The organism is Tautonia sp. JC769, assembly GCF_040717455.1.
Taxonomy (GTDB): Bacteria; Planctomycetota; Planctomycetia; order Isosphaerales; family Isosphaeraceae; genus Tautonia.
The window spans coordinates 136,566-162,966 of the sequence record NZ_JBFEFH010000012.1 but is presented as its reverse complement, the minus strand read 5'-3'; the positions used below and the strand labels follow the sequence as shown (position 1 = coordinate 162,966).

Genomic DNA, 26,401 nt, shown 5'->3' with positions numbered 1-26,401 from the left:
GTCGCCTCGGCCCGGGAAAGCTCGCCCGGCGGCGACGGGCCGTCGGGGTCGAGGCCGAAGGCCGCAACGGGCCCGGCTCGCAGAGTCCGATAATGACGCTTATGGTCGCAGCATGTGAATTTGGGAGAATGTATCGATTCTCGGGCCGGGCTCGGCTATGATCAGACGCTCGGTGGACCGCGGGCGAGGGACGCTCGGGCGTTGACCTTGCCTCGTCGCGAGCGGCTGCCCGGTCGGGCAATCGCCTTCGACGGGCAGGGGGCGGAAAATGGGGTCGGGCCGGCGCCGCCCCGGGGCCCGGCCGGGGCGGCGCGGAGGGGGGACGGTCAGCGGGCGGAGAGGGCCTCGGCCGCGGCCTGCTCGGGGTAGGCGCGGGCGACGGCGTCGGGCTCGGGCCGGGTGGACCAGCCGAACCGGAGGCCGAGGACGAACCAGCCGAGCGCGACCACGCCGGCGGCGAAGATCGTGTCGCCGACGACGCGGAGCCAGCGGAGGGTGTTCATGAGCTCGGTCTGCATGAACTCGGCCGACCGGGCGTACCACATCCCGCGATCGACGCTCGCCCAGGTCTGCAGGAGGCCGACCGGCAGGACGCTGAGCAGGACCATCAGGGCCAGGCCGACGTTGATCGTCCAGAAGGCGAGGGAGAGGGCCCCGGTCTTCCACTCGCGGCGGAGGGTCAGGCCCTTCATGCAGAAGAGCATCAGGCCGATGCCGAGCATCCCGTAGACGCCGAACAGGGCCGTGTGGCCGTGCACCGGGGTCGTGTTCAGCCCCTGCATGTAGTAGAGGGCGATCGGCGGGTTGATCAGGAAGCCGAACAGCCCGGCCCCGACGAGGTTCCAGAAGGCCACGGCCACGAAGAAGTAGATCGGCCAGCGGTAGGCCGACACCCACGGCCGGGCCTGCGACAGCGTCAGATTCTCATACGCCTCGAAGCCGATCAGGACCAGCGGCACCACCTCCAGGGCGCTGAAGACCGAGCCGAGGGCCAGGACCGCCGTCGGCGTGCCGGTGAAGTAGAGGTGGTGGAAGGTGCCGATGATCCCCCCGGAGAGGAAGATCGTGGTGGCGAAGAGGACCGCGGCGGTGGCCGTCGTCGTCCGCAGGAGGCCCATCCGGGTGAAGAGGAAGGCGATGACCACGGTGGCGAAGACCTCGAAGAAGCCCTCGACCCAGAGGTGCACGACCCACCATCGCCAGTATTCGGCGACCGCCAGGTTCGTCTGCCGGTGCCACATCAGGCCCGGCACGTAGAAGATCGGGATCGCCGCCGAGGCGAGCAGGAAGAGGCCGAGCAGGTGCTTGTGGTCGCCCGGCTGCCGGAAGGCCGGCCAGATGGCCCGCGCCATCAGGAAGAGCCAGAGGAACAGGCCGACGGTCAGGAAGAGCTGCCAGAAGCGGCCGAGGTCGACGTATTCGTAGCCCTGGTGGCCGAACCAGAAGTTCGCCTCCAGGCCGAGCCGCTGCTGGACCGCCAGCCACTGGCCGGCCATCGAGCCGACGACGATGATCAGGAGGCAGGCGAAGAGGAAGTTCACCCCGGCCCGCTGGAACCTCGGCTCGTGCCCCGAGACGGCCGGCGCCATGAACAGGCCGGTCGCCAGCCAGGCCGTGGCGATCCAGAAGATGCCGAGCTGCTGGTGCCAGGTCCGCGTGACGCTGTACGGCAGCCAGTCGGCCAGCGGGAAGCCGTAGAAGCCCGAGCCCTCGACCCCGTAGTGCGCCGTGACCGCCCCGAGGCCGACCTGCGCCACGAGCAACGCCGCGACCACCCAGAAGAATTTCAGGGTCGCCCGCATCGAGGGGGTCGGCCGCAGGGCCAGCAGGGGGTCGGCGCCGGGGGGCTCGTGGTGGACCTCCCCCTTGTGCCGCTCGGCGGCGAAGTACCAGGCCAACGCGCCGATGCCGGCCAGGAGCAGGACGAAGCTCAGGACCGACCAGACGACCAGGGCCCCGGTCGGCCGGTTGGCGATCAGCTCCTCGGCCGGCCAGTTGTTCGTGTACGTCACCTCGCCGCCGGGGCGGTTGGTGGCGCAGGCCCACGAGGCCCAGAAGAAGAAGGCGTTGAGCTGCTCGCGACGCTCGGGGGTCTTGAGGGAGTTGGCCGGGATCGCGTAGGCGTCTCGGAGTTCGTGCAGCCCGGGGTCGTCGCCGAAGAGGGCCGCGTAGTGGGTGCCGACGGCGGCGATCGCCTCGGCCCGCAGCGGCGAGACGGTCAGGTCGCCGGTCTCCGGGTCGTAGGTGTTCGTCCGCAGCTCGCGGCGGAGCCGGGCCTGCAGGGCGGCCCTCGCCTCGTCGTCCAGCTCGTCGAACGGGCGGCCGTGGTCGGCCTCGGCCCAGTGCTCGACCAGCCAGGTCGCCTCGCGGTGCAGCCAGTCGGCCGACCAGTCGGGCGCGACGTAGCTGCCGTGCCCCCAGACGGTGCCGACCTCCTGGCCCCCCATCGACTGCCAGACGTTCTGCCCGTCCTTGATCGTCTGGCCGGTGAAGAGGACCGTGCCGTCGGTGGTCACGACCCGCCCCGGCACCGGCGGGGCCTGGCGGTAGAGGTCCCAGCCGTAGTAGCCCAGCACCGCGAACGACGCCGCGATGACGACCCCCAGGGCGATCCAGAGGCGCAGATACTTCATGATCGATCGTCCTCATTCCGAAGGGTCCCGGGCCGTCCGCCTCGGGGCCCCCCTTCGATGGCTTGCGGTCGATGGATCGAAGCGGACCGGGCCCCCCGGCGGCGAGCACGACCCGGGGCCCCCGCGGTCCGCTTGCGATCGCAAATCCCCTGACCAGACCATAGTGGGGATCGAAATTGGATGTCAAGGTCTTAATTGGGGTGCTTCGGCGATTTCCCGCGGCGATCGGGCTCCGACGCATCAGCATGCCTGCGGGCGACGGGGAGGGGCCGGCGGCCGGGCGGGTTGGTCTGCCCGGGCGGCCTGGGTTAGGATCGGGGCGGGGCCGACGGGCGGGAAAACGATGGCGTTGTAAGCTGGACGCCCGGGGCGGTCTTGAAGGTTGCGAGGCGTTGGCGACCGTGATGGCCGAGCGAGCCCCGGACCGTGCCCGAGTTCCAGTCGTGTCCGAATTGCGGCCGGGAATTGCCCGTCGGCGTGCTCGACGGGTTGTGCCCGACCTGCGTCCTCGAGCGGGTCATGGGGGAGGAGACCGACCCGGGGCCGGTCGCCTCGGGGGGGATCGCCACCGGGCGTGAGGCGGGGGCGGGCGAGCCGACCCGGGCGACGGTCGCCGGGGAATCCGGGCCGACCGACCCCGTCCGGCTGCGTTATTTCGGCGACTTCGAGCTGATCCGGGAGCTTGGTCGGGGCGGGATGGGGGTCGTCTTCAAGGCCAGGCAATTGAGCCTCAACCGCCTGGTGGCCGTGAAGATGATCCGGTCGGCCGTGCTGGCGGGGGAGGACCAGCTCCGTCGCTTCCGCAACGAGGCCGAGGCGGTCGCCACGCTCGACCACCCGCACATCGTGCCGATCTTCGAGGTCGGCGAGCACGACGGCCACGCCTACTTCGCCATGAAGCTGATCCGGGGCGCCGGGCTCGACGAACGCCTGGGCGAGTACGCGGGCGGCTTCCCCGCCGTCGCCCGGCTGGTCGCCGCGGCGGCCGAGGCGGTGCATCACGCGCACCAGCGGGGGATCCTGCATCGGGACCTGAAGCCGGCGAACATCCTGGTCGACGCCGAGGGCCGGCCGCACGTCACCGACTTCGGCCTGGCCAAGCGGATCGAAGGCAACAGCGCCCTGACCGGGACCGGGGCCGTGATGGGGACGCCGGCCTTCATGGCGCCGGAGCAGGCGTCGGGCCGCCGGGGGGCCGTGACCACGGCGACCGACGTGCATGGGCTGGGGACCGTGCTCTACGCCCTCCTGACCGGCCGGCCGCCGTTCTCGGGCGACTCGGTGGCGGCGACGCTGGAGCGGGTCCGGGGGGCGGTGCCGGAGCCGCCGACCCGGGTCAATCGCCGGGTGCCCCGGGACCTGGAGGTGATCTGCCTGAAGTGCCTGGAGAAGGCGCCGAAGCATCGGTACGACTCGGCGCAGGCCCTGGCCGACGACCTGCGGCGGTTCGCCGCGGGCGAGCCGATCCGGGCCCGTCGGGTGGGCATTCCGACCCGGCTGCTGATGTGGTGCCGGCGACGGCCGGCGATCGCGGGCCTCTCGGCGGCGGCCGTGGTGCTGGCCGCGCTGGCGGCGGCCCTGGGCGTGGCCTCCTCCGTGCAGACGGCCAGGGCGCTCGACGCGGAACAGGAGGCGAGGCGACGGGAAGGACGCCTGCGGGCCGAGGCGCAAGCCGAGCGCGATCGCCTGGCCTATCAGCTTGCGCTGATCAACGCCCGGCAATTCGCCGACGCCTACCGATCCGCCGACATGGCCCGGCTCCGCGACCTGCTGGCCTCCCTCGTGCCCGGGCCGGGCCGGCCCGACCCGAGGGCCTGGGAGTGGTCTTACTTCAATGCGCTCGCGAACGCCGATTTGATGACGCTCGGCCGGTTCGTCGAGACGGTGGCGTGGAGCCCCGACGGCCGCCTGCTGGCCGCGACGCGGGCGAATCCGGCCCTGCGGTCGGAGGCGGGGTACCTCGCGTTCTTCGACGCGGGGACGGGGGAGGTCGTCGGGGAGCTCCGGGGGCAGACCGGGGGGATCTACGACGCCTCGTGGTCGCCCGACAGCCGGTTTCTGGCGACGGCGGCCGAGGATGGGACGGTCTGCGTCTGGGACGTGAGGGAGCAATCACATGTGCGGACGCTGGGGGGCGGAGGGCCGTCGAAGGCGGTCTGGTCGGTGGCCTGGAGCCCCGACGGCCGGTCGATCGCGGCGGGAGGGGGCCTGCTCGATCCGACCGTCCGCGTCTGGGACGCGGGGACGGGGGCCCTGCGGGCGTCCCTGGAATCCGACGAGGCGGGGGGGACCTTCGACGTAGCCTGGGCGCCCGACTCCCGGCGACTGGCGACGGCCCATGCGTCGGGGGCGGTGCTCGTCTGGGACGCGGGGGACGGCGGCGAGCTCGCCCGATTCGACCAGGAGGGCCAGGAGGCCCGGGCGGTGGCCTGGGCCCCGGACGGGAGGCGGCTGGCCTCGGCCGGGGGGGGCGGGGTGATCCGGGTCGTCGACCCGTCGTCGGGCCGGGTGCTCGTGCGGTGCCCCGGGCACGGGGGGGCGGTGCGGGGCCTGGCCTGGAGTCCCGACGGCTGGCGCCTGGCCTCGGCGGGGGAGGACCGGACGGTCCGGCTCTGGGACGCCTCGATCGGCTCGGCGATCGTGACGCTCCGGGGGCATCAGCGCGGGGTGAACGCCGTGGCCTGGGGCCCCGATGCCCTGCGATTGGCCTCGGCCGGCGACGACGGCCGGGTGAAGGTCTGGGACGCGTTCGACGCGCCGGAGGCCCGGACGATCGAGCGTGATGGCGGGGCCGTCGCCGCGATGGCCTGGGAGCCGTCGGGCCGTCGGCTGGCCGAGGCGGGCCGGGGGGGCGTGTCGGGGGATCGGGTCCGGCTCTGGGACGTCGAGGAGGCGCGGGTCGATCGCCTCCTGGGCGTCCCGGCGCCGGGCGGCGGGACGGTCGACCGGATGGCCTGGTCGCCCGGGGGGCGGCGGCTCGCGATGGCCTCGCATGACGTCTTCTCGGGCTCGCACGCGCTGACCTTCTGGGACCTGACGGCGATCGGGTCGGGGCGGAGCGTCCCGCATGACCGGGGGGCGGTGCTGGCCCTCAGTTGGGAGGATGAGGAGCGGTTGCGGGTCGTCTCGGCCGAAGGGGTGCAGACCTGGGCCGTCGGCGAGGGCGGACCGTCGCCCGGCCCGACGGTGGCGCTCGCGGGCGGCCGGAGGCCGATGGTCGAGCCGGGCCCTCGGGGCCGAATCCTGGCGGTGGCGGGCGATGATCGCCGGGTGCGGGTCGTCGAGTCCGCGACGGGCCGGGTGCTCCGATCGTGGGAGCACGGCGAAGGCGGGAGGGTCCGCTTGATGGCCTGGGATGCCCGGGGGGAGCGCGTCGCCCTGGTGCTCGATCGGCCGTCGATCGGGTTCGCGCCGTCGGGCGATCCCCGGCCGGGGCTGCTGCAGATCCGGTCGATCGCGCACGACGACGCGGTGCTCGCGATCCCGCTCTACGGCGAGCCGGCGGCGGCACTGGCCTGGCACCCTGACGGCAGGCGGCTGGCCTCGGCGGCCGGCGACGGCGCGGTGACGCTCCGGGACGTGCCGACCGGCCAGGCGGTGCTCCGCCTCTCGGGGCCGGAGGAGCCGACCGCGCTGGGCTGGTCGGCCGACGGCCGGGACCTGGCGGCGGCGGGGGCGGGGGGCCGCCTGGTGATCTGGCACGGGTCGAGGGGCGACGCGCCCCCGGCTCGGTGAGGTGTAGGGCGTGAGTTCGCCCGCATTCTCGTGTTTTCCTGCTTCAACGGAGACGACGCATGATGTTCCTCAGGCGATCCATGGCGGCGAACCTGGCCGTGAGTGCCGGGCTGGCCCTGGCCGGCTGCGGCGGGGACGGTCCGGCGGTCGCCCCCGGCGACGGGCCGGCGACGACCGCGGCCCCCCCGGGGACGGCTCCCCCCCCTACCCCGCCGATCGTGCCGGGCGGCGCGGGGGCTCCCGCGTCGGGGGCGATGGCCCCGGGGCCGTCGCCGAGCATGGCCGGGGGGACGATGCCCGGGGCGCAACCGGGCGTCTCGCCGCCCCCCTCGACCGCCTCGGGTCCGTCGGTCACGGGCGACCTGCCGGGGGACGACCCGAGGGAGGTCGCCCGGCGCTTCCTGACGGCCGAGGACCAGGCGATCGAGCTGGCCCTGATGACGGAGAAGGCCCGGCGTGCCCATCAGGAGCACGGGATCACGTCGGAGCGCGATCCGGACAGCCCGGTCGAGGTCGGCGAGGCCTCGACCGACGGCGACTCGGCCGAGGTGGCCATCCGGGTGGAAGGCCCGACCGGCCGATTGGAGGGCGGCAGGCTTCGCTTGCGTCGGGAGAACGGCGACTGGCGAGTTCATGCGATGGTCATCGCCGCGACGGCGGAGCATCCGGAGATCGTCATGGATCTCGAAAAACCGATGGAGATGTTCGGGGAACTCGGGGCGATGTTCTCCGAATTGGAAGGCGCGATGGAGGAGGGCTTCGACCTCTTCGACGAAGGGGACGAGGCCGACGATGCCGCCCAGGCCGCCGCGACCTTCGAGGCGATCGAGGCCATCGACCTGGTGGCCTTCCGCGAGTCGTTCGCGGTGGATCTGGCCGTGCAGGGCCGGCCGGCCGGCGCGGTGATCGCCGAGCTGGCCGCGCCGATCGGCCTGGAGCTGGACCGTTCGAAGGCGCCGGCCGAGGCCCTGGAGGGGCCGGTGACGCTGTCGGCCGAGGGCCTGACGCGGCTGGAGGCGATCGAGCGGGTGTGCGAGGCGGTCGGCCTCTATGCGACCTATGGCGCCGATCCGGCCGAGGAGTTCATGGCCGGCTTCGAGGGGGACGCCGTGACGCCGGTCCCCGGGCCCCGCCCCTGGCCGGTGGCGTTCGCCGGGCCGTTCGCGATCGAGGTGGCCGGCGTGGAACAGCGGCCGACCGGGACCGGGACGTTGAGGCTCCGGGTGCTCGGGGTGGGCCTGCCCCCTGCGGTCGCGGCGATGATCGGGGCCGACCCGTTTTTCGAGCTGGTCACGATGGGGAGCGTCTCCGGCCCGGCCGACGAGGACCTCTCCCCGGACGGCCAGTTCCCGGTGACTTCGAGCGACTCGGAGCCTCCCGAGGGGGTGGTGGACGTGACGCTGGATGTCCCGCTGGTCGGCTTGCTGAGGAGCGTGGGCGCGATCGCCGAGGTGACGGGGCGGGTCGAGATCCCGATCCCGACCGAGGTGATGACGGTGAGCCTCGCCCCCTTCGCCCCCGGGACGGCCCGCGAGGCGGAGGGCATCAGGGTGTCGCTTCGGGGGGAGATCCCGGACCAGGCGACCCTCGAACTCGAACGCCTGGGCGCGAATGACATGGACATGCGGTGGCACCGTCATCTGTTCCTGGTCGGTCGGGACGAACGGGGCGAGCCGGTCCCGGCGAGGATGGCCGGGGGGGCGGGAGGCCCCGAGGAGTACTCCGGGTTCCTCGATCTCGGCGGCCAGCCCGTCGCCTTGGACGTGAAGTTGGCGAAGGGGGTCGAGCCGTTCGCGGCCGACTTCCGGCTGGGCCAGATCCCCTTGAAGGACTTCGGCCGGATGCCGGAGGCGATCGCCTCGTTGGAGTTCGACGGCGGCGAGGCCCCGGTGTCGGCCGAGCTGGTCGCGTTCCGGGAGCCGCGGGGGGGGCAGCAGCAGCAGCCGTTCGGGGGCTCCGGCCCGTCGTACACGCTGCGGATCGTCAATCACTCGAACAAGGACGTGCGACGGCTCGTGCTGGAGGTCACCTATTTCGACGAGGACGGGAACGCCGTCGGCAACGCGCCGCCGTTGAACTTCACCTACGAGCCGCACCTGGTCCCGAGTCGGGGCGAGCGGGAGATGGAGCAGTCCGGGTTCTTCGTGCCCAAGGAGGCGGTCTCGGCCGCGTTCCGGACGCGGGAGGTCGGCATGACCGACGGGACGACCTGGGAGGCAGCGGAGGAGGAGTGATCGTCGGCAGGCGAGGGCGAGGCTCCGGGCCGGAGGCCCCCTCGCCCCGGCCCTGGCGGCCGCCCCCTCCCCCCCCCTCTCGCGAGGCGGGGGCGAAGGTAGAGGGGGGCGGCGTCAGCCGAGGCAGCGGGCGAGGAGGCGTCGGGTGATCTGGGGGAAGGAGAGCGGGGTGCGCCGGGCGTCGAGGCCGATGGAGTAGATCCACTGCAAGAGGTCGTCGCGCTCGCGGTCGTCGGCCAGGTCGAAGCGGAGGCCGATCGTCTCGCCGTGGGTGCGGACGACCGAGGCGCGGAGGGTCCCGCCGCCGGCGAGGTGAAGGGAGAGGGATCGGGGAATGGCCTGGTCCCGGGGCCAGAAGACGCCGGCGCCGGTGCTGGAGACGTTGTGGAGCGAGGCGAGGCACCAGGAGCCGTCGTCCCCCTCGCAGAGGACCGAGGCGCGGGTCCGGTAGCGCTCGGCCGCCCGGGATCGGCCGCGGTCGCGGCCCGCGAGGATCGCCAGGATGAGCGCCCCGGCGTTGACGGCCGAGAAGACCGAGGCGGCCGCGCGGTGCTCGGGGTCGACGATCACCCGGGTCTCGGGCCAGCTGTTGATCAGGAGCCCGAGCATGGTCAGGAGCAGGAGCGTCAGGGCGCTCCCCCGGGCGAACTGGTCGGCCCCCTGCCCCGCACCGCTCCCCTTGGGGGTGACCCGGAAGGGCTCACCGAAGGGCTTGATGAGGGTCGAGAGGATCGTCGGCACCAGCCGGAAGCTGAGCAGGAGCGAGAACCCGGTCGAGAGCAAGGGCAGGTAGCGCCCGGCCGAGAGCCAGATCATCGGCGCCATCAGGGCGATGAGCGCGGGGACCTGGTAGCGGATCAGGTCCTCGAGGCTCGCATCGGCCAGCGGCGCGAGCCCCGTCCAGAGGTAGACGATCGGGATGAAGACGGCGAAGAGCCGCACCGGCGTCTGCACGAGCCAGTCGATCGGGAAGAAGAAGAGGCGCTGCAGGAACGTCAGGCCGGGCCCGAGGACGCCGTCCTTGAGGAAGAGGAGCTGCAGGCCGCCGCGGCACCAGCGCTGCCGCTGGACGAACATCCCCTTCACGCTCTCGGGGGAGAGGCCGAAGGCGAGGGGCTCGTTGAGGAATCGCGTGACGAAGCCCTTGCGCAGGAGGATGAGCGAGGAGAGGATGTCCTCGGTGACCGAATCGGTCGGGATGCCGCCGATCTCCACCAGGGCCGATCGCCGCTGGATGCTGGCCGATCCGCAGCAGAAGGCGCAGTCCCAGGCGTCCCGGCTCGGCTGGACGATGTCGAAGAAGAGGCGCTGCTCGTTGGGGGACTGGTCGCCGAGGCCGAGGTTCATCTCGAAGATGTCGGCGTTGAGGAAGTGGTGCGGGAGCTGGACGATGGCGATGCTCGGGTCGTCGAAGAAGCCGACGGTGCGCATGAGGAAGTCGCGCCGGGGGGCGAAGTCGGCGTCGAGCACGACGAACAGCTCGGCGTCGGTCACCGAGAGGGCGTGGTTGATGTTGCCGGCCTTGGCGTGGCGGTTGTCGGGCCGGGTGAGATACCGGACGCCGTGGGCCTCGCAGAAGTCGCGGAGCCAGGGGCGGCGGCCGTCGTCGAGGACCCAGACGGTGAAGTCCGGGTAGTCCATCCCCCTGGCCGCGAGGATCGGCCCCTCGATCACCTCGATCCCCTCGTTGTAGGTGCAGAGGAAGACGTCGACCCGGGGCAATGCCGAGGGGGGGAGCCGCCTGAGGCGCCGCTCGTGCGTGTCGGCCTCGGGGGAGTGGTCGCTCGTCCGGGTGAGCATCAGGTACGTGACGGCGCAATTGACCAGGGCGGCCAGCTCGAACGCGAAGACGGCCCAGATCCAGAGGCCGGCCCAGGTGGTCGGGTCGGTCGGCCGGACGGTCTGGGTGAATCGCCAGTCGAGGTAGCGGAGGGTGATGCCCAGGGCCGAGGCCAGGACCAGGACGCGGGCCCAGGGGCGCCGTCGGGGGAGCGACGGCAGGATCGCCAGGCAGAGGCCGGCGATCACGAGAGCCGTCGCCCATTCACTGCCGATCACCGGGGTCATCTGGGGGAGGCCCTTCTCGAGGTTCGATGGCGTCGTCGGGTCGCCCGACGCGGGGACGATCAGCGCGAGGTCCAGACGACGGCCGGGCTGCCGATGTGGTAGCGATTGGCCGGGGCGGCGCCCGAGGGCTGGCGGTCGAGGGCGATGATGGCCCGGAACATCCCGGTCGGGACGGCGTCGGCGCCCGGCTCTCCGGCGAGTTCCGGATCGATCGCGGCGGGGTCGGCGACGCGCAGGACCCGGCCCGGGAGGACCGCGGACGACCCGACCAGGCGGGCCTTGACCGATGCCCCGGGGTGGATCCGGGCGGCGTCGGCCTCCTTGAAGACGGCCTCGATGGTCAGGCGGCCCGGGTCGACGACCTCCAGGGCGACGGTGCCGGGGGCGACCTCGCTGCCGGCGTCGAGGGCCGAGGACCAGACGACCCCGCTCATGGGGGCCTTGATCGTCGCCCGGCTGTCCTCCAGGTGGTGCCGCTCGCTGGCGAGCCGGGCATCGAGCTCCAGGAGCTTGCCCCGCAGCTCTCCGAGGCGGGCGCGGAGCCCCGCCTGCTGGATCTCGATCTCGTCGCAGCGCTGGAGGGAGGCGACGCGGTCCTGGCCGCCGTCGGCGTCGCCGACGAAGTAGCCGCGCCGGGCGGCCTCGAGCTGGACGTCGAGGCGTGCGGCGGTCTGCCGGGCGGCCTCCAGCTCGTTGCGGGCGACCCGCACGGCGTATTCGGCCCGGGTGCGTTCGATGTCGGAGGAGGCGGCCCGGATCGAGGCCCGGCCGTGGACCTGGAACTCGTACTCGGCCTCCTTCAGGCGAGACTCGGCGGCCTGGATGGCCGCCCGATGCTCGTCGGCCTGCTTCTCGGCCCGGGCGATGCGGGCCTCCCGGTAGTCGAGGAAGTGCTGATTCAAGGTCGCCTTGATTTCCTCGAGGTCGGCGATCTGATGCTCGAGGGCGGCGACGGACCGCCGCGTCGCCTCGGCCTCGGCCTCGACCCGCTCCAGGGGGCGGACGTCGAGGTGGGCGGCGGCGACGTCGAAGAGGTGCTGCCCCTGCGTCAAGGTGGCGCCGACCTCCGGGGGGAGTCCCTCCACCACGCCCGCTTGATGGATGCGGACCGTGGCCAGCGGGGCCGTCACCGAGGCCCGGACGCTCGTCCGGTACAGGACCATCGGCGCGAGCAGCCAGGCCCCCTCGGCCAGGATCGCCCCGCCGATCAGCCAGCGGAGGAGCCGCCCCCAGGGCCGTCGCCGGGCGGGAGCCGGCGGGGCGGCGGGGAGGGGGGCCGTCCGGGGGGCCTGCAACTCGCGAGGGACCAGCACCGCCGAGCCTGATTCCAGGCGATTTCGAGTGGCTTCCATGGACTTGTTGGTCGGCCGCGACGCCCACCCTCGATCGATCCCAAGACGCCGGACGCACCCCGCGACGGTCGCGGGATGTCGTCGGGCCGGGGGGGACGCCGGGCGACTCCCGGATCGGAGTCGCCCCGAGCCCGCCCCGGGCAGCCGCGGCAATGGTCCGGCGCCAGGGTCGTCATCGACCTCGGCCGGCAAGAGGCCGGCTGCGCAGGAATCCTAGGTCACGATTCCGGCCGGAAGGGAGCAAAGGGGGCGCGGGATCGCGGGCGGTTCACGGGCGGTAATGGTCGAGGAACATGGCCACGGCCGAGGAGATGATCCGCGACCGGTCGTCCGGGCCCGGGTTCGGACCCAGCCCGAAGATGGGGGGCCAGAGCATGAAGCCTTCGATCAGGGCGCAGAGCTGGTTGGCGGCGAATTCGGCCGACCCGGTTTCGAGCCGGCCGTCGGCCGTCGCCTGTTCGACCCATTGGATCAGGCGGGCCATGAACCGCTTCTCGTCGCCGATCGTGTCGCGGGCCAGCTGCGGGGTCCGCAGGAATCGGGAGAGGGAGACGCGGACGAGGCCCTGGAAGCTCTCGGAGGTGATCAGCTCGGCCACCTTGGCGCAGTAGTCGGCCAGCTGCTCGGCCAGGTCGCGGTCGGCCTCGTACGGGAAGTCGGGCAGCGCCTCGGTCTGGGCGATCAGCTCCTGGACGATCGCCTCGAACAGGGCGTCCTTGCTCTGGAAATGGTTGTAGACGGTCCGCTTGCTGACCCCGGCGCGCTCGGCGATCCGGTCCATGCTCGTGGTGTCGAAGCCGCTCGTCGCGAACTCCTCGACCGCCGCGTCGAGGATCGCCGCGCGCTTGCGGTCGGTCAATCGAGCAGGAGCAGAACCAGGAGCAGGCGGAGGGGGGGAAACACCTTCGGCCAATTTCTACACTCCGGGGTTTACTTTCAGGGAGAGAAAAGTAAACTACACCGAGCAGTATACATTATCCGTCGCGATTTCGACACACGGGCGAAACGGATGACCGCTCAGGCCATGACCATGATTGTACCCGATCGGAGGCTGATCCCCATGGGGGGGCTGCTGGCCCTGCTGGCGATGGCCGGGTGCTCGGAGGCCCCGGCGTCGATGGGGGGGGCCAAGCCGCCCCGGCCGGTCTCCACGATGGTGCTGGGAGAAATGAGCCCGAGCGTGCCGACGGAGGTGACGGCCTCGGTGGTCTCGTGGAAGACCGAGCGGCTGGCCTTCGAGGTCGGCGGCCGGGTCCGGCAGGTGATCGAGCCGGGCGAGCCGGTCGAGCCGAGGATCGATCCGGAGCAAGGGAGCGAGGCGGGGGGGACTCCCCTGGCCCGCCTGGAGGACGAGCGGTTCCGGATCGCCGCCGAGGCCGATCGGGCGGCGGTCGAGGTGGCCCGCCGGCAGATCGAGGCGGTTCGGGTGGACCTGGAGCGGCGTCTGCCGGCCCGAATCGACGCGGCAAGAGCGGAAGAGCAGCTCGCCCGGATCGAGCTGGACCGCGCCCGACGCCTGACCGAGCGGTCGGCCGGCACGCGGTCGGCGCTCGACCAGGCGGAGACGACCCTGGCGACCGCCTCGGCCAACCTGGCCGCGGCCGAGGGGGAGCGGGCGGCCCGGGAGGCCGAGCTGCGATCGCTCGAGGCGCAGGCGATGCAGGCCGAGCAGCGACTGGCCGGCGCCGAGCGTGACCTGTCCGACGCGGTCCTGTTCAGCCCCTTCCGGGGCCAGGTGGCCGAGACGCACGTCACGCCCGGGGCGTTCGTGCAGGCGGGCGACCCGATCGCGACGGTGCAGATGATGGACCCGGTGGCCGTCGAGTTCGAGGTCTCGGCCGGGGATTCGAGGCGGTTCCGCCGCTGGGACACGCTCTCGGTCCTGGTCGACGACGGCCGGGGGCGGCCCCGGTCGCTCGACGGGGTCGTGTATCGGACCTCGGCCGTGGCCGACCCGAGCACGAGGACGTTCACCGTGACCCTCCTGGTGCGCAACCCGATCGAACGCCCCGAGCTGCCGGACGGGATCCGAAACGAACCCATCGCCCGGGCCTCGGCCGTGGTGCCCTTGAACGTCGGGGCGGTGGTGGGCGGGCAAACCGGGCTGTTTGCCGACGAGGCGGCGATCGGCCGGGACGAGGAGGGCGCGTTCCTCTGGCGGGTGACGAACCGGCGGATGGGGGAGTCGTCGATCGGCGACGAGGGGGTCCTCAGGGTCGAGAAGCTCCGGGTCGAGGCCGAGGGGGACCGGGTGCCGTTCCTCGGGTCCTGGACCTTCGTGCCGATCGCGGTCGTCGAGGGCCAGGCGTTCGACCCCGATCGTGACCTGATCGCGGTGGACCTGGCCGTCGAGGGCGGGGAGTCCGGCTCCTGGGACGGCGAGACGGTCGTGCTGGAGCAGGACCGCTGGCTCCTGAGGCCGGGGGACGTGGTGCGGGTCGACCTCGGGAGCGAGGCGAACCCGAGCGGCTTCTACGCGCCGATGAAGGCCCTCCGGCGCGAGTCGGGCCGGACCTTCGCGTTCGTCGCCGATCGGGGCGGGCCCGACCGGGCGATCGCCCGGCAGGTCGAGGTGTCCTTGCCCGATCGCGGGGCGATCTTCCTCGGCCCCTCGACCCTGCATCGGATCGAACCGATCGAGCCGGGGGCGCTCGCCGAGGGGGATCGGCTGATCACCGACGGCGTCCACTACCTGAGCGACGGCGACGCGATCCTGGAGCTCCGGAATCGGCCCGGGGGCCCGTATTCACCATGATGAACGCCCTGCCCGAGTTCGCCATCCGCCGGCCGACGATCGTGCTGACGATCGTCCTGATGACCGTCGCCTGGGGGGTCGTCAGCTTCCTGACGATGCCCCGGCGCGAGGACCCGGAGTTCACGATCAAGGTCTGCGTCGTCTCGACGAGCTGGCCGGGGGCGCCGAGCGAGACGGTCGAGGAGCTGGTTACCGACCCGCTGGAGGAGGCGATCGACAGCCTCGAGGAAGTCCACCTGATCCGATCGACGACCACCAACGGCCGGTCGACGATCTACGTCGAGATCGAGGAGCGGATCCCGGGGGACCGGATCGACGACATCTGGGACAAGGTCCGCGCCCGGGTGGCCGAGGTGCCGATGCCCGAGCCGGGGATCCGGGCCGTCGTGAACGACCAGTTCGGCGACACGAGCATCATGCTCTTCGCCGTCCACCAGGTGCCGATGCCCGGGGCCGGGGCGGTCGAGGCGGGCCGGGCGTATTCGCCGAGGCAGCTCGACCTGTTCTCCGAGCGGGTCCGCGACGCCCTGCGGCTGCTGCCGGGGGTGGCGACCGTCGACCGCTTCGGCGTGCAAGAGGAGACGATCTTCATCGAGACGGACGCCGGCACCTGGTCCCGGCTCGGGATCACCTCGGCGCAACTGGCCGCCCTGCTCCGCGAGCGGAACATCGAGGCCCCGGGCGGGACGATCGACGCCGAGGACGGCCGCTTCTTCGTCAAGCCCGGCGGCGCCTTCGACGCGGTCCGGGAGATCGAGACGATGACCCTCGACCTGCCCGACGCGGACGGGTCGACGCGGACCCTGACGCTCCGCGATCTGGGCCTGGAGGTCCGGCGCGACTACGTCGACCCGCCGATCTTGCTCTGCCGGTACGGCGACCGCGAGCTGGGGCGATCGACGCCGGCGGTCATCGTGGCCGTGACGATGAAGTCGGGGGCGAACATCCTGGAGCTCTGCGACGCGAGCCGGGCGAAGGTCCGGGACCTGACCGAGGTGTCGGGCCTCCTGCCGCCGGACGTCCGCGTCTCGATCGTCTCGGACCAGTCGGTGAGCGTCCGGGCGCGGATCCAGGGGGTGATCTCGAACATCATCGGCGCGATCGTGATCGTGGTGGCGGTCGTCTACCTGGTCGTCGGGTTCCGGACGGCGGCGGTGATGGCGGCGAACATCCCGTTCGTGGTCCTGGCGAGCCTGGGGATCATCACCCTGTTCGAGGTGCAACTGGAGCAGATGTCCCTGGCGTCGATGATCATCGCCCTGGGCCTGTTGGTGGACAACGCGGTGCAGGTCTGCGACCAGGCGAGGTCGAACCAGGCGGCCGGGATGGACCCGAGGGAGGCGGCCGTCTCGGGGGCGCAGTTGCTGGCCGCGCCGATGCTCAACGGCACCTTGACCACGATCGCCGCCTTCGTGCCGATGCTCATCGCCATCGAGGGGGCCAATCGCGAATTCATCTACGGCCTGCCGGTGACGCTCTCGGTGATGCTCGGGGTGAGCTGGCTGCTGGCGATGACCCTCTGCGTGATCCTGGCGGCGGCCTTCATCCGGGTGCCGAGCGACCCGGACCGGCCGACGGCGCCGATCCCCTGGCTGGCCGCCCGCCTGTTCGGCCGGCGAGGGGGGGCGGCGGGCCTGGGGATCTTCGATCGGGCGTACGCCGGGTTCGCCCGGGTCGCGTTGCGGTTCAAGGGGCTGACACTGGCGATGGTGGTCGGGCTGTTGGTGCTGGCGACCCGGCTGCCGGTGGCCGCCGAGTTCTTCCCGAACGCCGAGCGCGACCAGTTCGCCGTGCAGGTCTGGCTGCCCGAGTCGGCCACGATCGCCCAGACGGAGGAGATCGTCGGCGAGGTGGAGGAGATGATCCGTCGGCTCAGCCCGGCCGAAGGGCCGGGCGGCGAGGCGATCGAGCGCCTGGACGGCTATCGGACGCTCGTCGGCGGCGGCGGGTCGCGCTGGTACCTGTCGTGGGAACCGGAGGCCCCGAAGCCGTATTATGCCGAGATCCTGATCCGGACGACCGACGGCCGATGGACCCGCGATTACGTCGAGGACCTGCGGGTCGCCGCCGAGGAGGGGCGCGAGGACCTCGGCCTCTCGCCGATCGTCGGGGCCCGGGTGGTGCCGATCGAGCTGTCCCTGGGGCCCCCGGCCGACCCGGTCGTTCTGCGGGTCGGCGGCGACGGCTTCGCCGACATGGCCCGCCTCCGGGCCGCGGCCGACCGGATCAAGGGGATCGTCGAGGCGAGGCCCGAGACCTGGGCCGTGCGGGACTCGTGGGGGGTCGAGGGGTATCAGCTCCGGGTGGACGTGGACGACGACCGCGCCCGGCGATCGGGGGTGGCCCACGCCCAGGTGGCCGAGACGCTCGACGCCTACTACTCGGGACGCCCCCTGACGACCTTCCGCGAGGGGGACCATCAGGTGCCGGTGGCCTTCCGGCTGCGGCCCGAGGGGCGGCGGTCGCTGGCCGGGATCGACCGCGCCTTCGTCGAGGGGGGATCGGGCAAGGTCCCGCTCTCGGCCGTGGCCGAGGTCTCGGCGAGCTGGGAGCCGGCGAGCATCGACCGCCGGGACCTGAACCGGACGATCGAGATCCGGGCCCGGGTCCTGCCGGGCGTCTCGGGGAACGACGTGACGCAGCAGATCTTCGACTCGGAGGCGATGGAAGAGTTGCGGGAGGACCTGCCGGTCGGCTTCCGGGTCGAGGTCGGCGGGGCTTTGGAGGAGTCGATCGAGGCGCAGGCGATGATGATGATCTCGTTCGGCCTGTCGTTCGTGGCGATCGTCCTGCTCCTGATCGCGCAGTTCGACAGCGTGGCGAAGGCGTTGATCATCATCGGCACCCTGCCCCTGGCGATGATCGGCGCCTGGTTCGGGCTCTGGCTGACGGGCAACGCGCTGGGCTTCATGCCGCAACTGGGGGTGTTGGCCCTGTTCGGGATCGTCCTGAACGCGGGGATCATCTTCATGGAGTTCGCCGAGATCGTGGTGCGGGAGCGGGCCGACGAGGCGACCGGCGACGGGCCGATCGTCGGCCTGTCGGCCGAGCAGTTCCGCGCCGCGCTGATCGAGGCCGGCCGAAGGCGCCTGATGCCGATCTTCCTGACGACCGCGACGACCGTCGGCGGCCTGATCCCCCTGGCCCTCGACGGCGGGCCGCTCTGGGAGGGGATGGCCTGGCTGATGATCTTCGGCCTGATCGTGGCCACCTTCCTGACCCTAGTCGTCATCCCTTGCCTGTTCGCCCTGGCGGTGGAGGCGTTCCGCTTGCGGCCGATCCCCCGCCGGTGACCCGGGAAGAGGCCCGGGCGGCGGGCGATCACCGGGTGATCGGCGGGCGGGGCAGGCCCGGCCCGGCCGCCGACGGGCCGCTACAACCGGACCGCCCCGGGCGGGAAAGGCGCACGACACCACCACACCTGGCATTGAATCTGCTATCTTGATGGTGCGGACCCATCGTTGACGTACGCTTGCATCGAGACACCGCCGCACACGGTTGTGCGAGCCCGACCTTCGAGCCCGCCGGGCCCTCTCGAGGGATCCCTTGGCCTGGCGGCAACGGGGTGATGATCGTGGCGACTTCGGGCCATCCGAATCGAGTGCTCCCGGGGCTGGCCCTGCTGGCCGTCCTGACCGTGATCCCGGGCTCCTGGCACCTGACCGGGCCGATCCTGTCGGGTCAGCAGCAACAGCAGCAGCAGCCGGACCGGCGCAATCCGGGGGAGAGGCAACGACCCGCTCCCGAGCGATCGGGCCTCGACGACGCCCCTCCGGAGGTGATCGCCCTGTTCGACGAGGTCATGACGCGCATGCCTCCGGCCGGCTCGGGCGTGGCCGAGTCGCGATTTCATCACTGGACCGTGCCAGGAGCCCCGACCCGCGCGGCGTTGGGGATCAAGGGGGTGCCGGGCGTCGACCCGGACGCCTTGATCCGGCGGGTCATGGAGGTCGATGGGTACGAGGGGCGGATCGCGCACGTCCTCGTCAACGCGTCGCGGTCGGCCCCGGCCGAGGAGGACCCGGGCCGGGTGGCATTCACCCAGCGGATCAACGTGCCGGGGATCGCCGAGGTCCAGCACGAGCTGGAGCTGGTGGACGCCGGGACGATCCGGGGCTATCGGGTGGCCTACTGGTCCCTCCTGCGCGAGGAGACCGCGGCGATGGATCCGGGCCTCGGCGCCCGGAGCGAGGCGAACGTCGGCATCTGGCTGGCGAGCCCGGGGGTCGTCGGCTATGCCTTCCACAGCTGGCCGAGGCGCGACGACCTGAACCGCTTCCAGTGGTTCTCGCTGACGACCGGGGCCGCGGTGGCGGCGCGACAGATCGTGGAGCGGAACATCGACGACATGGCCGACTGGGCCCGGCAGTGAACGGGGGCGAGGAACGACCGGCTCGGGATCGCTTCCTTACGACGGCTCGTCCGGATTCGTCGCGGCGCCGGCCCGGAGCGGGCCGAGGATGCGCCGGAGCGTCGGCTTCAGGTGATGGGCGACCGCCGACGGGCCGGGCCAGTGACGCCACCAGCGGCGGCCGGGACCCCCGGCGTCGGGGATCGACGCGGCCTCGGCCCTGGCCTCGGCCTCCCGGAGCGAGGCGAGCACCCGATCGGACGCGGCCTCGATGACCATGCCCCGGCGCTCGACGGCGTCGATCCGGTCGAGGATGGCCATGTCGCGCTCGATCGCCTGCTGCGACTCGTAGACGAGGCGGCGGAGGAGCGAGGACTGCTGCTCGTTCGCCTCCCGGGCGGCCCCCAGGTCCGCTTCGAGCGCGGCGATCCGACGCGAGGCGGCGGCCGATTGCTCCTGCGTCGTCGTCAGGGCCGCCTCGAGTTCGGCGACGCGGCGGGAGGCGGCGGCCGACTGCTCCTGCGCCGCCGCCAGTTCGCCCTCCAGCGTGATCCGCCGGGCCTCGAGCGTCGCGGCCTGGTGCTCGACCGACTGCAGGCGATCCTCGGCGCCGGCCCGATGGCGATCCAGGTCGGCGAGCAGGGGGGCGAAGGCCCCTTCGGCGGCGGCGAGCTCGGCCCGGATGGCATCGAGCCGGTCCCGCGAGGCCGGGCCGTCGTCCCGGCTCAGCTCGATGAGGGCCTCGTACGCCTGCGCGACCCAGGGGGGGATCCCGGGGTGTGATCGCAGGGCGTCTCGGTCGGCCCGGTGGTGGCGGTGGGAGGTCGAGAGGAAGGCGTCGACCTCCGCCGCGGCCTCCTGCGGGGCCTTGGGCCAGGCGCCCAGGCCGAGGTCCATTCGGATCGTCTCGGCGGTGGCGGCCCAGTCGTCGAGCAGGGCGTCGTAGGTGATGACGCTCCGGGGGCGGTCGCGGGTGGCCCGCTCGGCGTCGAGGGCGTGGCGGAGCCAGAGCAATGCCCCCTTGGCGATCGGGAAGCCGTCGCGGCGTTCGAGCGACGTGGCCACCTCCAGCGGGTTCCGGAGGGGGATGATGGCTCTCGGGGAGGCGCCGAAGCGGTCGATCAGGTCGAGCCAGAAGGGGACGAAGCGGCAGACCCTCGGGTCCTTGACGACGAACAAGGGGGCGTCGCGGTGGTCCCGCCCCAGGATCGCCAGGATCCGGTCGCGAAACGGGCCGGCCGCGTCCGAGCGTCCCCAGGGCTCCGGGAAGGCGGTCACGTCGTGCCAGGACGACCCGACGGCGGCGAGCATCTCGTCGTGGACCGCCAGCAGGTCGATCGATTCCCAGTGCCCCAGCTCGTTCGATTCCTTGACGGCCGGGATGAGGTTGCGGGGCAATTCGGCGCCGAGCAGGCTGAGGACCCGGGTCAGGGCCGAGGTGCCCGACCGGTGCATCCCGAGGACGAGCAACGCGGTGTTCATGGGAGTCGCTCTCCTCTTTATTGCTTTGCCGGATGACCACCCCTGGTCCGATCCCACCGCCTTGAGCTTGCGTCCACCGGGCGTCTGCGATGGCCGGTGTCGATCCGATCGGCTCGGGATCTCTTCCCTTCCCTCGGCGGTGCCAATGCGGTGCCGGAGCGTATCGCCCCGCGTCGGATCGGTCAACGCGGCCTGGGTCGAATCGCCCGGCGAGGCGGCCCGAGGCGAGCCCGGGGGCGGGCGGAGGGCCACGCACGAAGCCGTGTTCTGGAATGCCCGGGTGCTCGTTAGAATCGTATCGTGGTTCGTCCGATCCGGGAGGGTGGTTTTTTCGGCAGGGCTGCTCCTGCCCTCATTGCTTCGACTCTTCCGGTGTCCAGGGGCCGGGTCCGGATCTCCAGGGGTCCGGCGGGGCCCGTGGCGTTCCTCGTGGACTCGATGGAGATGATCGCCAGTCATGCCGATCCTGCCCGCGGAACCGCAGATCTTCCCCCCCGACCTGCTCGATCGGCCGATCCCCCCGTCGGCCTCGACGCCGTCCCCCGACGAGGAGGAGGACCCCGACACCCCTCGCTGGTGGTGCCTGCACACCAAGCCGAGGCAGGAGAAGGCGATCGCCCGGGAGTTCCAGAAATCCCAGCTGGCTCACTATCTCCCGCAGGTGGTCAACGAGAGCCGGACCCCGGCCGGCCGCAAGATCCGGTCGGTCGTCCCCTTGTTCCCGAGTTATCTCTTTTTCTGGGGGGACGAGCACCAGCGGCTCCAGGTCTTCCGCGGCGACCGCCTGGTCTCGGTCCTGAAGGTCAAGGACCAGCAGGAGTTGCACGAGGACCTGCGCCAGGTCCACCGGATGCTCTCCTCGGGGATGCCGGTCGTCCCCGAGCCGCAATTCCCGATCGGGAGCTGGGTCAAGATCACGAGCGGCAGGCTGATGGGGATGGTCGGGAAGGTGGAGAAGCGGGGCAATCGGGATCACTTCATCGCCATCGTCCGGATGCTGGGCAAGGGGGTGTCGGTCGAGCTGGAGCCGTGGCAGGTGGAAGCCTTCGACCCGGACGCCCCCGGTTAACCCTCGTACGGCTCCAGGGCCGCCAGGAAGTCGCCCGCCTCGGCCCGGATGCGGGCCCGTTCCGCGTCGTCGACCCGCCTCAGGCCGAGCACGGCCGGGCCGAGCCGGGGGTTGGCCCGGAGCGTCCCTTCGTGCTCGATCAGGAAGTCCCAGTAGAGGGCGTTGATCGGGCAGGCGTCGGGGCCGACCCGGCGATCGGGGCGGTACCGGCAGTCGCCGCAGAAGTCGCCCATGCGCTTGATGTACGAGGCCGAGGCGATGTAGGGCTTCGTGGCCGTCAGGCCGTCGTCGGCGTTCAGGCCCATGCCGATGACGTTCGGCAGGACGACCCAGTCGTGCGAGTCGACGTAGAAGGTGAGGAACCAGTCGGCGACGGCCCGGGGGTCGATCCCCGCCAGCGTGGCGAAATTGCAGAGGACCATCAGGCGCTCGATGTGGTGCGAGTAGCCCGAGTCGATCACGCGGCCGATCACGGCGCGGAGGCAGGCCAGGTCGGTCTGGCCGTCCCAGAAGAACCGGGGGAGCGGCCGCCCGGCCTCCCAGGAATTGGCCCGTCGGAGCCCGGGCATCTGGCGGTGGTATTGCCAGAACATGAACTCGCGCCAGCCGACGACCTGGCGGATGAACCCCTCGGCCGAGTTCAAGGGGACGCGGCCGGCGCGGTACTCGGCCTCGACCGCCCGGGCCATCGCCAGGGGGTCGAGCAGGCCGAGGTTCATCTGCGGCGAGAGCAAGGAGTGGAACAGGACCCCCTCGGATCGGCTCATGGCGTCCTCGTACGGGCCGAATGACGCCAGGCGATGCCGGAGGAAGTCGTCGAAGCTCGCCTCGGCCTCGTCGTGCGTCACCGCCAGGTCGAACCCCTCGACCGATCCGACGCCGAAGCCGGCTTCTTCCACCTCCTTCATCACCTGGCGGGTGATCGCGTCCGGCTCGAAGCGGGGGACGGGGGGGATGGCGATGGTTTTCGGCAGGCGTTTGCGGTTCTCGGCGTCGAGGTTCCAGCGGCCCGAGGTCGGCGTGCCGTCGGCTTCGATCAGCAGGCCGAAGTGCTTCCGCATGGCTCGGTAGAAGGACTCCATCACGTAGCGGCGGCCCGGCTCGGGGTCGGGGATCGGGTTGAACCGGCCGACCAGGAACATGGCGTTCGGCAGGACCTCGACCTCGACCCCCAAGTCCTCGGCCATCGCGCCGCGTTGCCAGGCCCTCGGCGCATAATCGGCCGCCTCCATCGTGACCAGCCGGCTCGGCCGGTGCCGCCTCAGGTGCCGGGCCAGCCCGTCCTTGCTGGTCTTCGCCGCAACGACCTCGACCGCAAACCCCCGCTCCTCCAGCCTTTTTGCGAAGTGCCTGCCGGCGCTCCGGTGCAACACCTGCCGCTTGCGATGGAACGGCAGGCGACGCCCCCCTGCCTCGCTCTCGACCAGCACCACCCGGACCCGATCTCGCCCCCCCTGCCCCGCCGCCGCCCTCAGCGCCGGGTGATCGTTCGTCAGTTGATCGGCCAGGATCCAGACGCTCACCCGATCCGCCATCGTGGGGGCACTCCCGCGGCCTCGGCCCCCCTGCGCGTGCGGGGCCTTTGCTGCTGGTTTTAGACCGCCCGATCCCCTTCGCCCACCCGGTTCGCCCGCGCCTCCCTTGTCCCGATCCTGCGGACCGCCCGCCTCCGCGCCGGCCTCACCCGAGGGCGTGCCTCGCCCGCTCGGTGGGCCAGAACAGGAACTCGCCCCCCGCATGGGCTCGGATGACACGCCTTTGTCCCGCAAAATGTCCCGCACGGCCTCCACCAGGCCGAGGCCAGCCCTCCACCATCTGCCCCTGGCCCCGTCCGAACCCCTGGAATTTTCCGGCGAAGTCATGGGATTTTCCCAATCGTCTGGGCGGGGGCCGACCGCGTCCTTGCGGCGTGGGGCGCGTCGGGCTGACTGCCATTGCTCCCCTGCAAGCGGGGGGATCACCTGGCGGAAAACTCCTCCAGCAATCCCAAAGCCCCCCGTTTGACACCCGAAAGCGGCGAACTGGCACGTTCCGTCGAGGTGAAAGGGCGTTCCCATTGGAACGTGGCCGAGCCGCGCCGCAAAAGAGGCAGGCACCAGATCAGGAGGCAGGGGCTCCCCCTGTCGAGGCGATCGTTTGATCCGGGGATCAGGCGATCACGTCCCGGATGACCGCACCGCCGAACTGCGAGAGCTGCTTGAAGCGCCCGGCGTGGGCGTAGGTCAGGGCGTTGTCGTCGAGGCCGAGCAGGTGCAGCAAGGTGAGGTGGAGGTCGCGGATCGGGTGGACGCAGGCCACGGCCTCGACCCCCAGCTCGTCGGTGGCGCCGACGGTGGCGCCGGCCTTCACCCCGCCGCCGGCGAGCCAGACGGGCATGGCCCGGGCATTGTGATCGCGGCCGTAGGCGACGCCGCCCCGAACGCCATTGTCGGGGCTGCGCCCAAACTCGCCGCACCAGAGCAGAAGCGTCTCGTCGAGCAGGCCGCGCCGTTTCAGGTCGGTGACGAGGGCGGCGAGGGGCCGATCGACGCCTCGGATCAGGCTTCGGTGGGCCCGGGCGATGTCGTCGTGGCTGTCCCAGGTGCCGTGGTAAAGCTGGACGAACCGCACGCCGCGCTCGACCAGGCGACGGGCCATCAGGCACTTGCGGCCGAGGTCGTCGGTGTCGGCCTGGCCGACGCCGTAGAGGTCGAGGGTCCTCGGGTCCTCGCCCGCAAGGTCGAGCAGCTCGGGCACCGTCGCCTGCATCCGGAAGGCCAGCTCATAGCTGGCGACCCGGGCGGCGAGCTCGTCGCGGTCGGCGGGAAAGGCCTGTTCCAGGTGGGACTGGTTGAGCGCGGCGAGCAGGTCGAGGTTCGCCCGCTGGTGCTCGGGGGTGATCCCTTCGGGAGGGCTCAGGTCGAGGATCGGCGACCCTTCGGCCCGGAGCGGGGTCCCCTGGTAGGCGGCCGGCAGGAAGCCGTTGCCCCAGTTGGCCGGGCCGCCCTGGGGGTCAGACAGCTGCGGCAGGACGACGAACCCGGGCAGGTCCTGGTTCTCGCTGCCGAGCCCGTAGGTCACCCACGAGCCGACGGCCGGGTCGCCGCCGAACCGGTTGCCCGTGTTGATGTGAGAAAGCGCCGTCGGATGGTTGACCGACTCGGCCTGCAGCCCCCGGTAGAAGCAAAGCTCGTCGGCCACGCCGGCCAGGTGCTCCCAGTCGGTGGCCATGTCGGCGCCGCAGGCACCGGCCTTGCGGAACGTGAAGGGGCTCGCGACGTAGTACCGCGTCCCGGAGGACATGGCCGACTGCTCCTCGCCGGAGCGGACGAACTCCGCAAGGTGCAGGTCGTGCAGCCTCGGCTTGGGGTCGAACGTGTCGATGTGGCTCGGCCCGCCCTCCATCAGGAGCACGATGCAGGCCTTCGCCCTCGGCGCGTGATGGGAGGGCTTCTCGGCCAGCGGAGACTCGGCGGGCGACCGAGCGCCGGCCCGGGCGCGGTCGTCGGCCAGCAAGGCCGAGAGCGCAACGCTCCCCAGGCCCGCGCCGAGGCCGAAGAGCACGTCGCGACGGGTCGGGGCGATCGCGAAGGGGCGGCGTTGGCGGGGCATCGTGCGGTCCTCGGTCGGCAAGCAAGGGCGGCCTGGCTTATTCGACGTACAAAAAGGCGTTGGCGTCCAACAGCACGAGGCAGACGTCGGCCAGGGCCCGGGTCTCGGGGTCCACGTCGGAGGGTTGCAGGTCGGGGACGTAGTCGCGGACCGACTCCAGGTCCTCGGTGAAGGTGAACGGCTCCCCCGTGTTCTCGTCGACGGCCCGCCGGGAGACGGTCGTCGGAAGCGCCTTCGGCGTGATCGCGACCGCGTGATGCCGAGCCGTCATGGCCTGCCAGTGGTCGAGGCAGGCCCGGAGCGCCTGGGCGTCGGGCTCGGCGCCGGTGATCAGGAGGAAGGCCCGCCGCACGGCGTCCTCCCGGGTGTTCGTCTCGCCCCGGACCCGAGCCGCGGTCGCCAGCGCCCGATCGAACGACTCGGCGCCGTTGAAGAGCGTCAGCGCCTGGGTGGGGACGGTGGACGAGGACCGGCGTTCACAGGGTTCCTCGGGGGTCGGCTGGTTGAAGCCGGCGAGGAAGGGGTCGCGCTGGCCGCGGACGACCATGGAGTAGAGGGTCCGGCGGTTGCGATCCTCGGGACGGGGCGACGGCTGGTATGCCGGGCCATAGGTGCCCATCACCTGCCGGGGCTGGAGCGCCGCCTCCCGGTTCATGTCGGGCCGGACGGGGAGGCCGCCGAGCGCCGGGTTCAGCTCGCCGGAGGCGGCAAGCATCGCGTCCCGGATCTCCTCGGCTGTCAGGCGCCTGGGCCGGAAGCGGGCAAGGAGGTCCCCCTTCGGGTCCTGCGCGGCCAGGCCGTCCGGGTCGGGGTGGCGTGTTGATCGGGCATAGGCATCACTGGTCATGATGAGCCGATGCATCGCCTTGATCGACCAGCCGGACAGGACGAACTCGGCGGCGAGCCAGTCGAGCAGCTCCGGGTGGGTCGGCTTTTCCCCCTGGGTACCGAAGATGTTCGCCGAGGCGACGATCCCCCGGCCGAAGTGCCCCTGCCAGATGCGGTTGACCATCACGCGGGCCGTCAAGGGGTTCTCCGGGCGGACCAGCCAGTCGGCGAAGGCCCGGCGGCGGCCGGCGACCGTGTCGGGAATCTCGGCCGACGGCGGCGCGGAGGTCGAGTCCTCGATCAC

General features: G+C 72.0%; 14 protein-coding genes. 6 read left to right on the top strand and 8 right to left on the bottom strand.

Annotated features, from left to right (window positions below):
• Positions 1 to 326: 326 nt before the first annotated feature.
• A complete protein-coding gene (locus tag AB1L88_RS14055; protein ID WP_367097295.1) occupies positions 327 to 2,633 on the bottom strand; it encodes a nitric-oxide reductase large subunit in 2,307 nt (768 codons plus the stop codon).
• Between the two features lie 426 nt (positions 2,634 to 3,059).
• Between AB1L88_RS14055 and AB1L88_RS14050 the strand changes: the two genes are divergently transcribed.
• Both AB1L88_RS14050 and AB1L88_RS14045 read left to right on the top strand, forming a co-directional pair.
• Positions 3,060 to 6,368 carry a serine/threonine-protein kinase gene (locus tag AB1L88_RS14050; protein ID WP_367097294.1) on the top strand — a complete coding sequence of 1,103 codons (3,309 nt, stop codon included), beginning with the start codon at positions 3,060 to 3,062 and terminating at the stop codon, positions 6,366 to 6,368.
• A gap of 59 nt (positions 6,369 to 6,427) precedes the next feature.
• Entirely contained in the window at positions 6,428 to 8,602 is a 2,175-nt protein-coding gene (locus AB1L88_RS14045; protein ID WP_367097293.1) for a hypothetical protein, read from the top strand.
• 114 nt (positions 8,603 to 8,716) lie between these two features.
• Here AB1L88_RS14045 and AB1L88_RS14040 read toward each other — a convergent pair whose 3' ends face one another.
• From AB1L88_RS14040 to AB1L88_RS14030, 3 genes are all read right to left on the bottom strand, one after another.
• Positions 8,717 to 10,669, bottom strand: coding sequence for a glycosyltransferase (locus tag AB1L88_RS14040; RefSeq protein WP_367097292.1), 1,953 nt, complete (start codon positions 10,667 to 10,669; stop codon positions 8,717 to 8,719).
• A 59-nt stretch (positions 10,670 to 10,728) separates the two neighbouring features.
• On the bottom strand, positions 10,729 to 12,021 hold the full coding sequence (locus AB1L88_RS14035; protein ID WP_367097291.1) for an HlyD family efflux transporter periplasmic adaptor subunit: 1,293 nt from the start codon (positions 12,019 to 12,021) through the stop codon (positions 10,729 to 10,731).
• A 268-nt stretch (positions 12,022 to 12,289) separates the two neighbouring features.
• Entirely contained in the window at positions 12,290 to 12,934 is a 645-nt protein-coding gene (locus tag AB1L88_RS14030; protein ID WP_367097290.1) for a TetR/AcrR family transcriptional regulator, read from the bottom strand.
• 111 nt (positions 12,935 to 13,045) lie between these two features.
• On the opposite strand from AB1L88_RS14030, the gene AB1L88_RS14025 reads away from it, so the two are divergent.
• From AB1L88_RS14025 to AB1L88_RS14015, 3 genes are all read left to right on the top strand, one after another.
• On the top strand, positions 13,046 to 14,776 hold the full coding sequence (locus AB1L88_RS14025) for an HlyD family efflux transporter periplasmic adaptor subunit (protein WP_367097289.1): 1,731 nt from the start codon (positions 13,046 to 13,048) through the stop codon (positions 14,774 to 14,776).
• Complete coding sequence (locus tag AB1L88_RS14020; protein WP_367097316.1) at positions 14,776 to 18,069, top strand: efflux RND transporter permease subunit; 3,294 nt, start codon at positions 14,776 to 14,778, stop codon at positions 18,067 to 18,069. Before AB1L88_RS14025 ends, AB1L88_RS14020 begins: the two co-directional genes overlap by 1 nt.
• 281 nt (positions 18,070 to 18,350) lie before the next feature.
• Positions 18,351 to 19,148 carry a hypothetical protein gene (locus AB1L88_RS14015; protein ID WP_367097288.1) on the top strand — a complete coding sequence of 266 codons (798 nt, stop codon included), beginning with the start codon at positions 18,351 to 18,353 and terminating at the stop codon, positions 19,146 to 19,148.
• 36 nt (positions 19,149 to 19,184) lie between these two features.
• On the opposite strand, the gene AB1L88_RS14010 is transcribed toward AB1L88_RS14015, so the two are convergent.
• Positions 19,185 to 20,609 carry a hypothetical protein gene (locus AB1L88_RS14010; RefSeq protein ID WP_367097287.1) on the bottom strand — a complete coding sequence of 475 codons (1,425 nt, stop codon included), beginning with the start codon at positions 20,607 to 20,609 and terminating at the stop codon, positions 19,185 to 19,187.
• A 457-nt stretch (positions 20,610 to 21,066) separates the two neighbouring features.
• Between AB1L88_RS14010 and AB1L88_RS14005 the strand changes: the two genes are divergently transcribed.
• Entirely contained in the window at positions 21,067 to 21,678 is a 612-nt protein-coding gene (locus tag AB1L88_RS14005) for a transcription termination/antitermination NusG family protein (protein WP_367097286.1), read from the top strand.
• On the opposite strand, the gene AB1L88_RS14000 is transcribed toward AB1L88_RS14005, so the two are convergent.
• The 3 genes from AB1L88_RS14000 to AB1L88_RS13990 form a co-directional block, all read right to left on the bottom strand.
• The gene (locus AB1L88_RS14000) at positions 21,675 to 23,213 is read right to left on the bottom strand and encodes a cryptochrome/photolyase family protein (RefSeq protein ID WP_367097285.1); all 1,539 of its coding nucleotides are present in this window, start codon (positions 23,211 to 23,213) and stop codon (positions 21,675 to 21,677) included. The genes AB1L88_RS14005 and AB1L88_RS14000 overlap by 4 nt on opposite strands.
• 613 nt (positions 23,214 to 23,826) lie before the next feature.
• Complete coding sequence (locus AB1L88_RS13995; protein ID WP_367097284.1) at positions 23,827 to 25,269, bottom strand: DUF1501 domain-containing protein; 1,443 nt, start codon at positions 25,267 to 25,269, stop codon at positions 23,827 to 23,829.
• Positions 25,270 to 25,306: 37 nt separating this feature from the next.
• Positions 25,307 to 26,281, bottom strand: a complete 975-nt coding sequence (locus AB1L88_RS13990; protein WP_367097283.1) for a DUF1553 domain-containing protein — start codon at positions 26,279 to 26,281, stop codon at positions 25,307 to 25,309.
• Positions 26,282 to 26,401: the final 120 nt, after the last annotated feature.

Coding starts and splice junctions, on each gene's coding strand:
- AB1L88_RS14055 (WP_367097295.1), bottom strand. CDS start 2,633: ATGAAGTATCTGCGCCTCTGGATCGCCCTGGGGGTCGTCATCGCGGCG.
- AB1L88_RS14045 (WP_367097293.1), top strand. CDS start 6,428: ATGATGTTCCTCAGGCGATCCATGGCGGCGAACCTGGCCGTGAGTGCC.
- AB1L88_RS14040 (WP_367097292.1), bottom strand. CDS start 10,669: ATGACCCCGGTGATCGGCAGTGAATGGGCGACGGCTCTCGTGATCGCC.
- AB1L88_RS14035 (WP_367097291.1), bottom strand. CDS start 12,021: ATGGAAGCCACTCGAAATCGCCTGGAATCAGGCTCGGCGGTGCTGGTC.
- AB1L88_RS14025 (WP_367097289.1), top strand. CDS start 13,046: ATGACCATGATTGTACCCGATCGGAGGCTGATCCCCATGGGGGGGCTG.
- AB1L88_RS14020 (WP_367097316.1), top strand. CDS start 14,776: ATGAACGCCCTGCCCGAGTTCGCCATCCGCCGGCCGACGATCGTGCTG.
- AB1L88_RS14010 (WP_367097287.1), bottom strand. CDS start 20,609: ATGAACACCGCGTTGCTCGTCCTCGGGATGCACCGGTCGGGCACCTCG.
- AB1L88_RS14005 (WP_367097286.1), top strand. CDS start 21,067: ATGCCGATCCTGCCCGCGGAACCGCAGATCTTCCCCCCCGACCTGCTC.
- AB1L88_RS14000 (WP_367097285.1), bottom strand. CDS start 23,213: ATGGCGGATCGGGTGAGCGTCTGGATCCTGGCCGATCAACTGACGAAC.
- AB1L88_RS13995 (WP_367097284.1), bottom strand. CDS start 25,269: ATGCCCCGCCAACGCCGCCCCTTCGCGATCGCCCCGACCCGTCGCGAC.
- AB1L88_RS13990 (WP_367097283.1), bottom strand. CDS start 26,281: ATGGTCAACCGCATCTGGCAGGGGCACTTCGGCCGGGGGATCGTCGCC.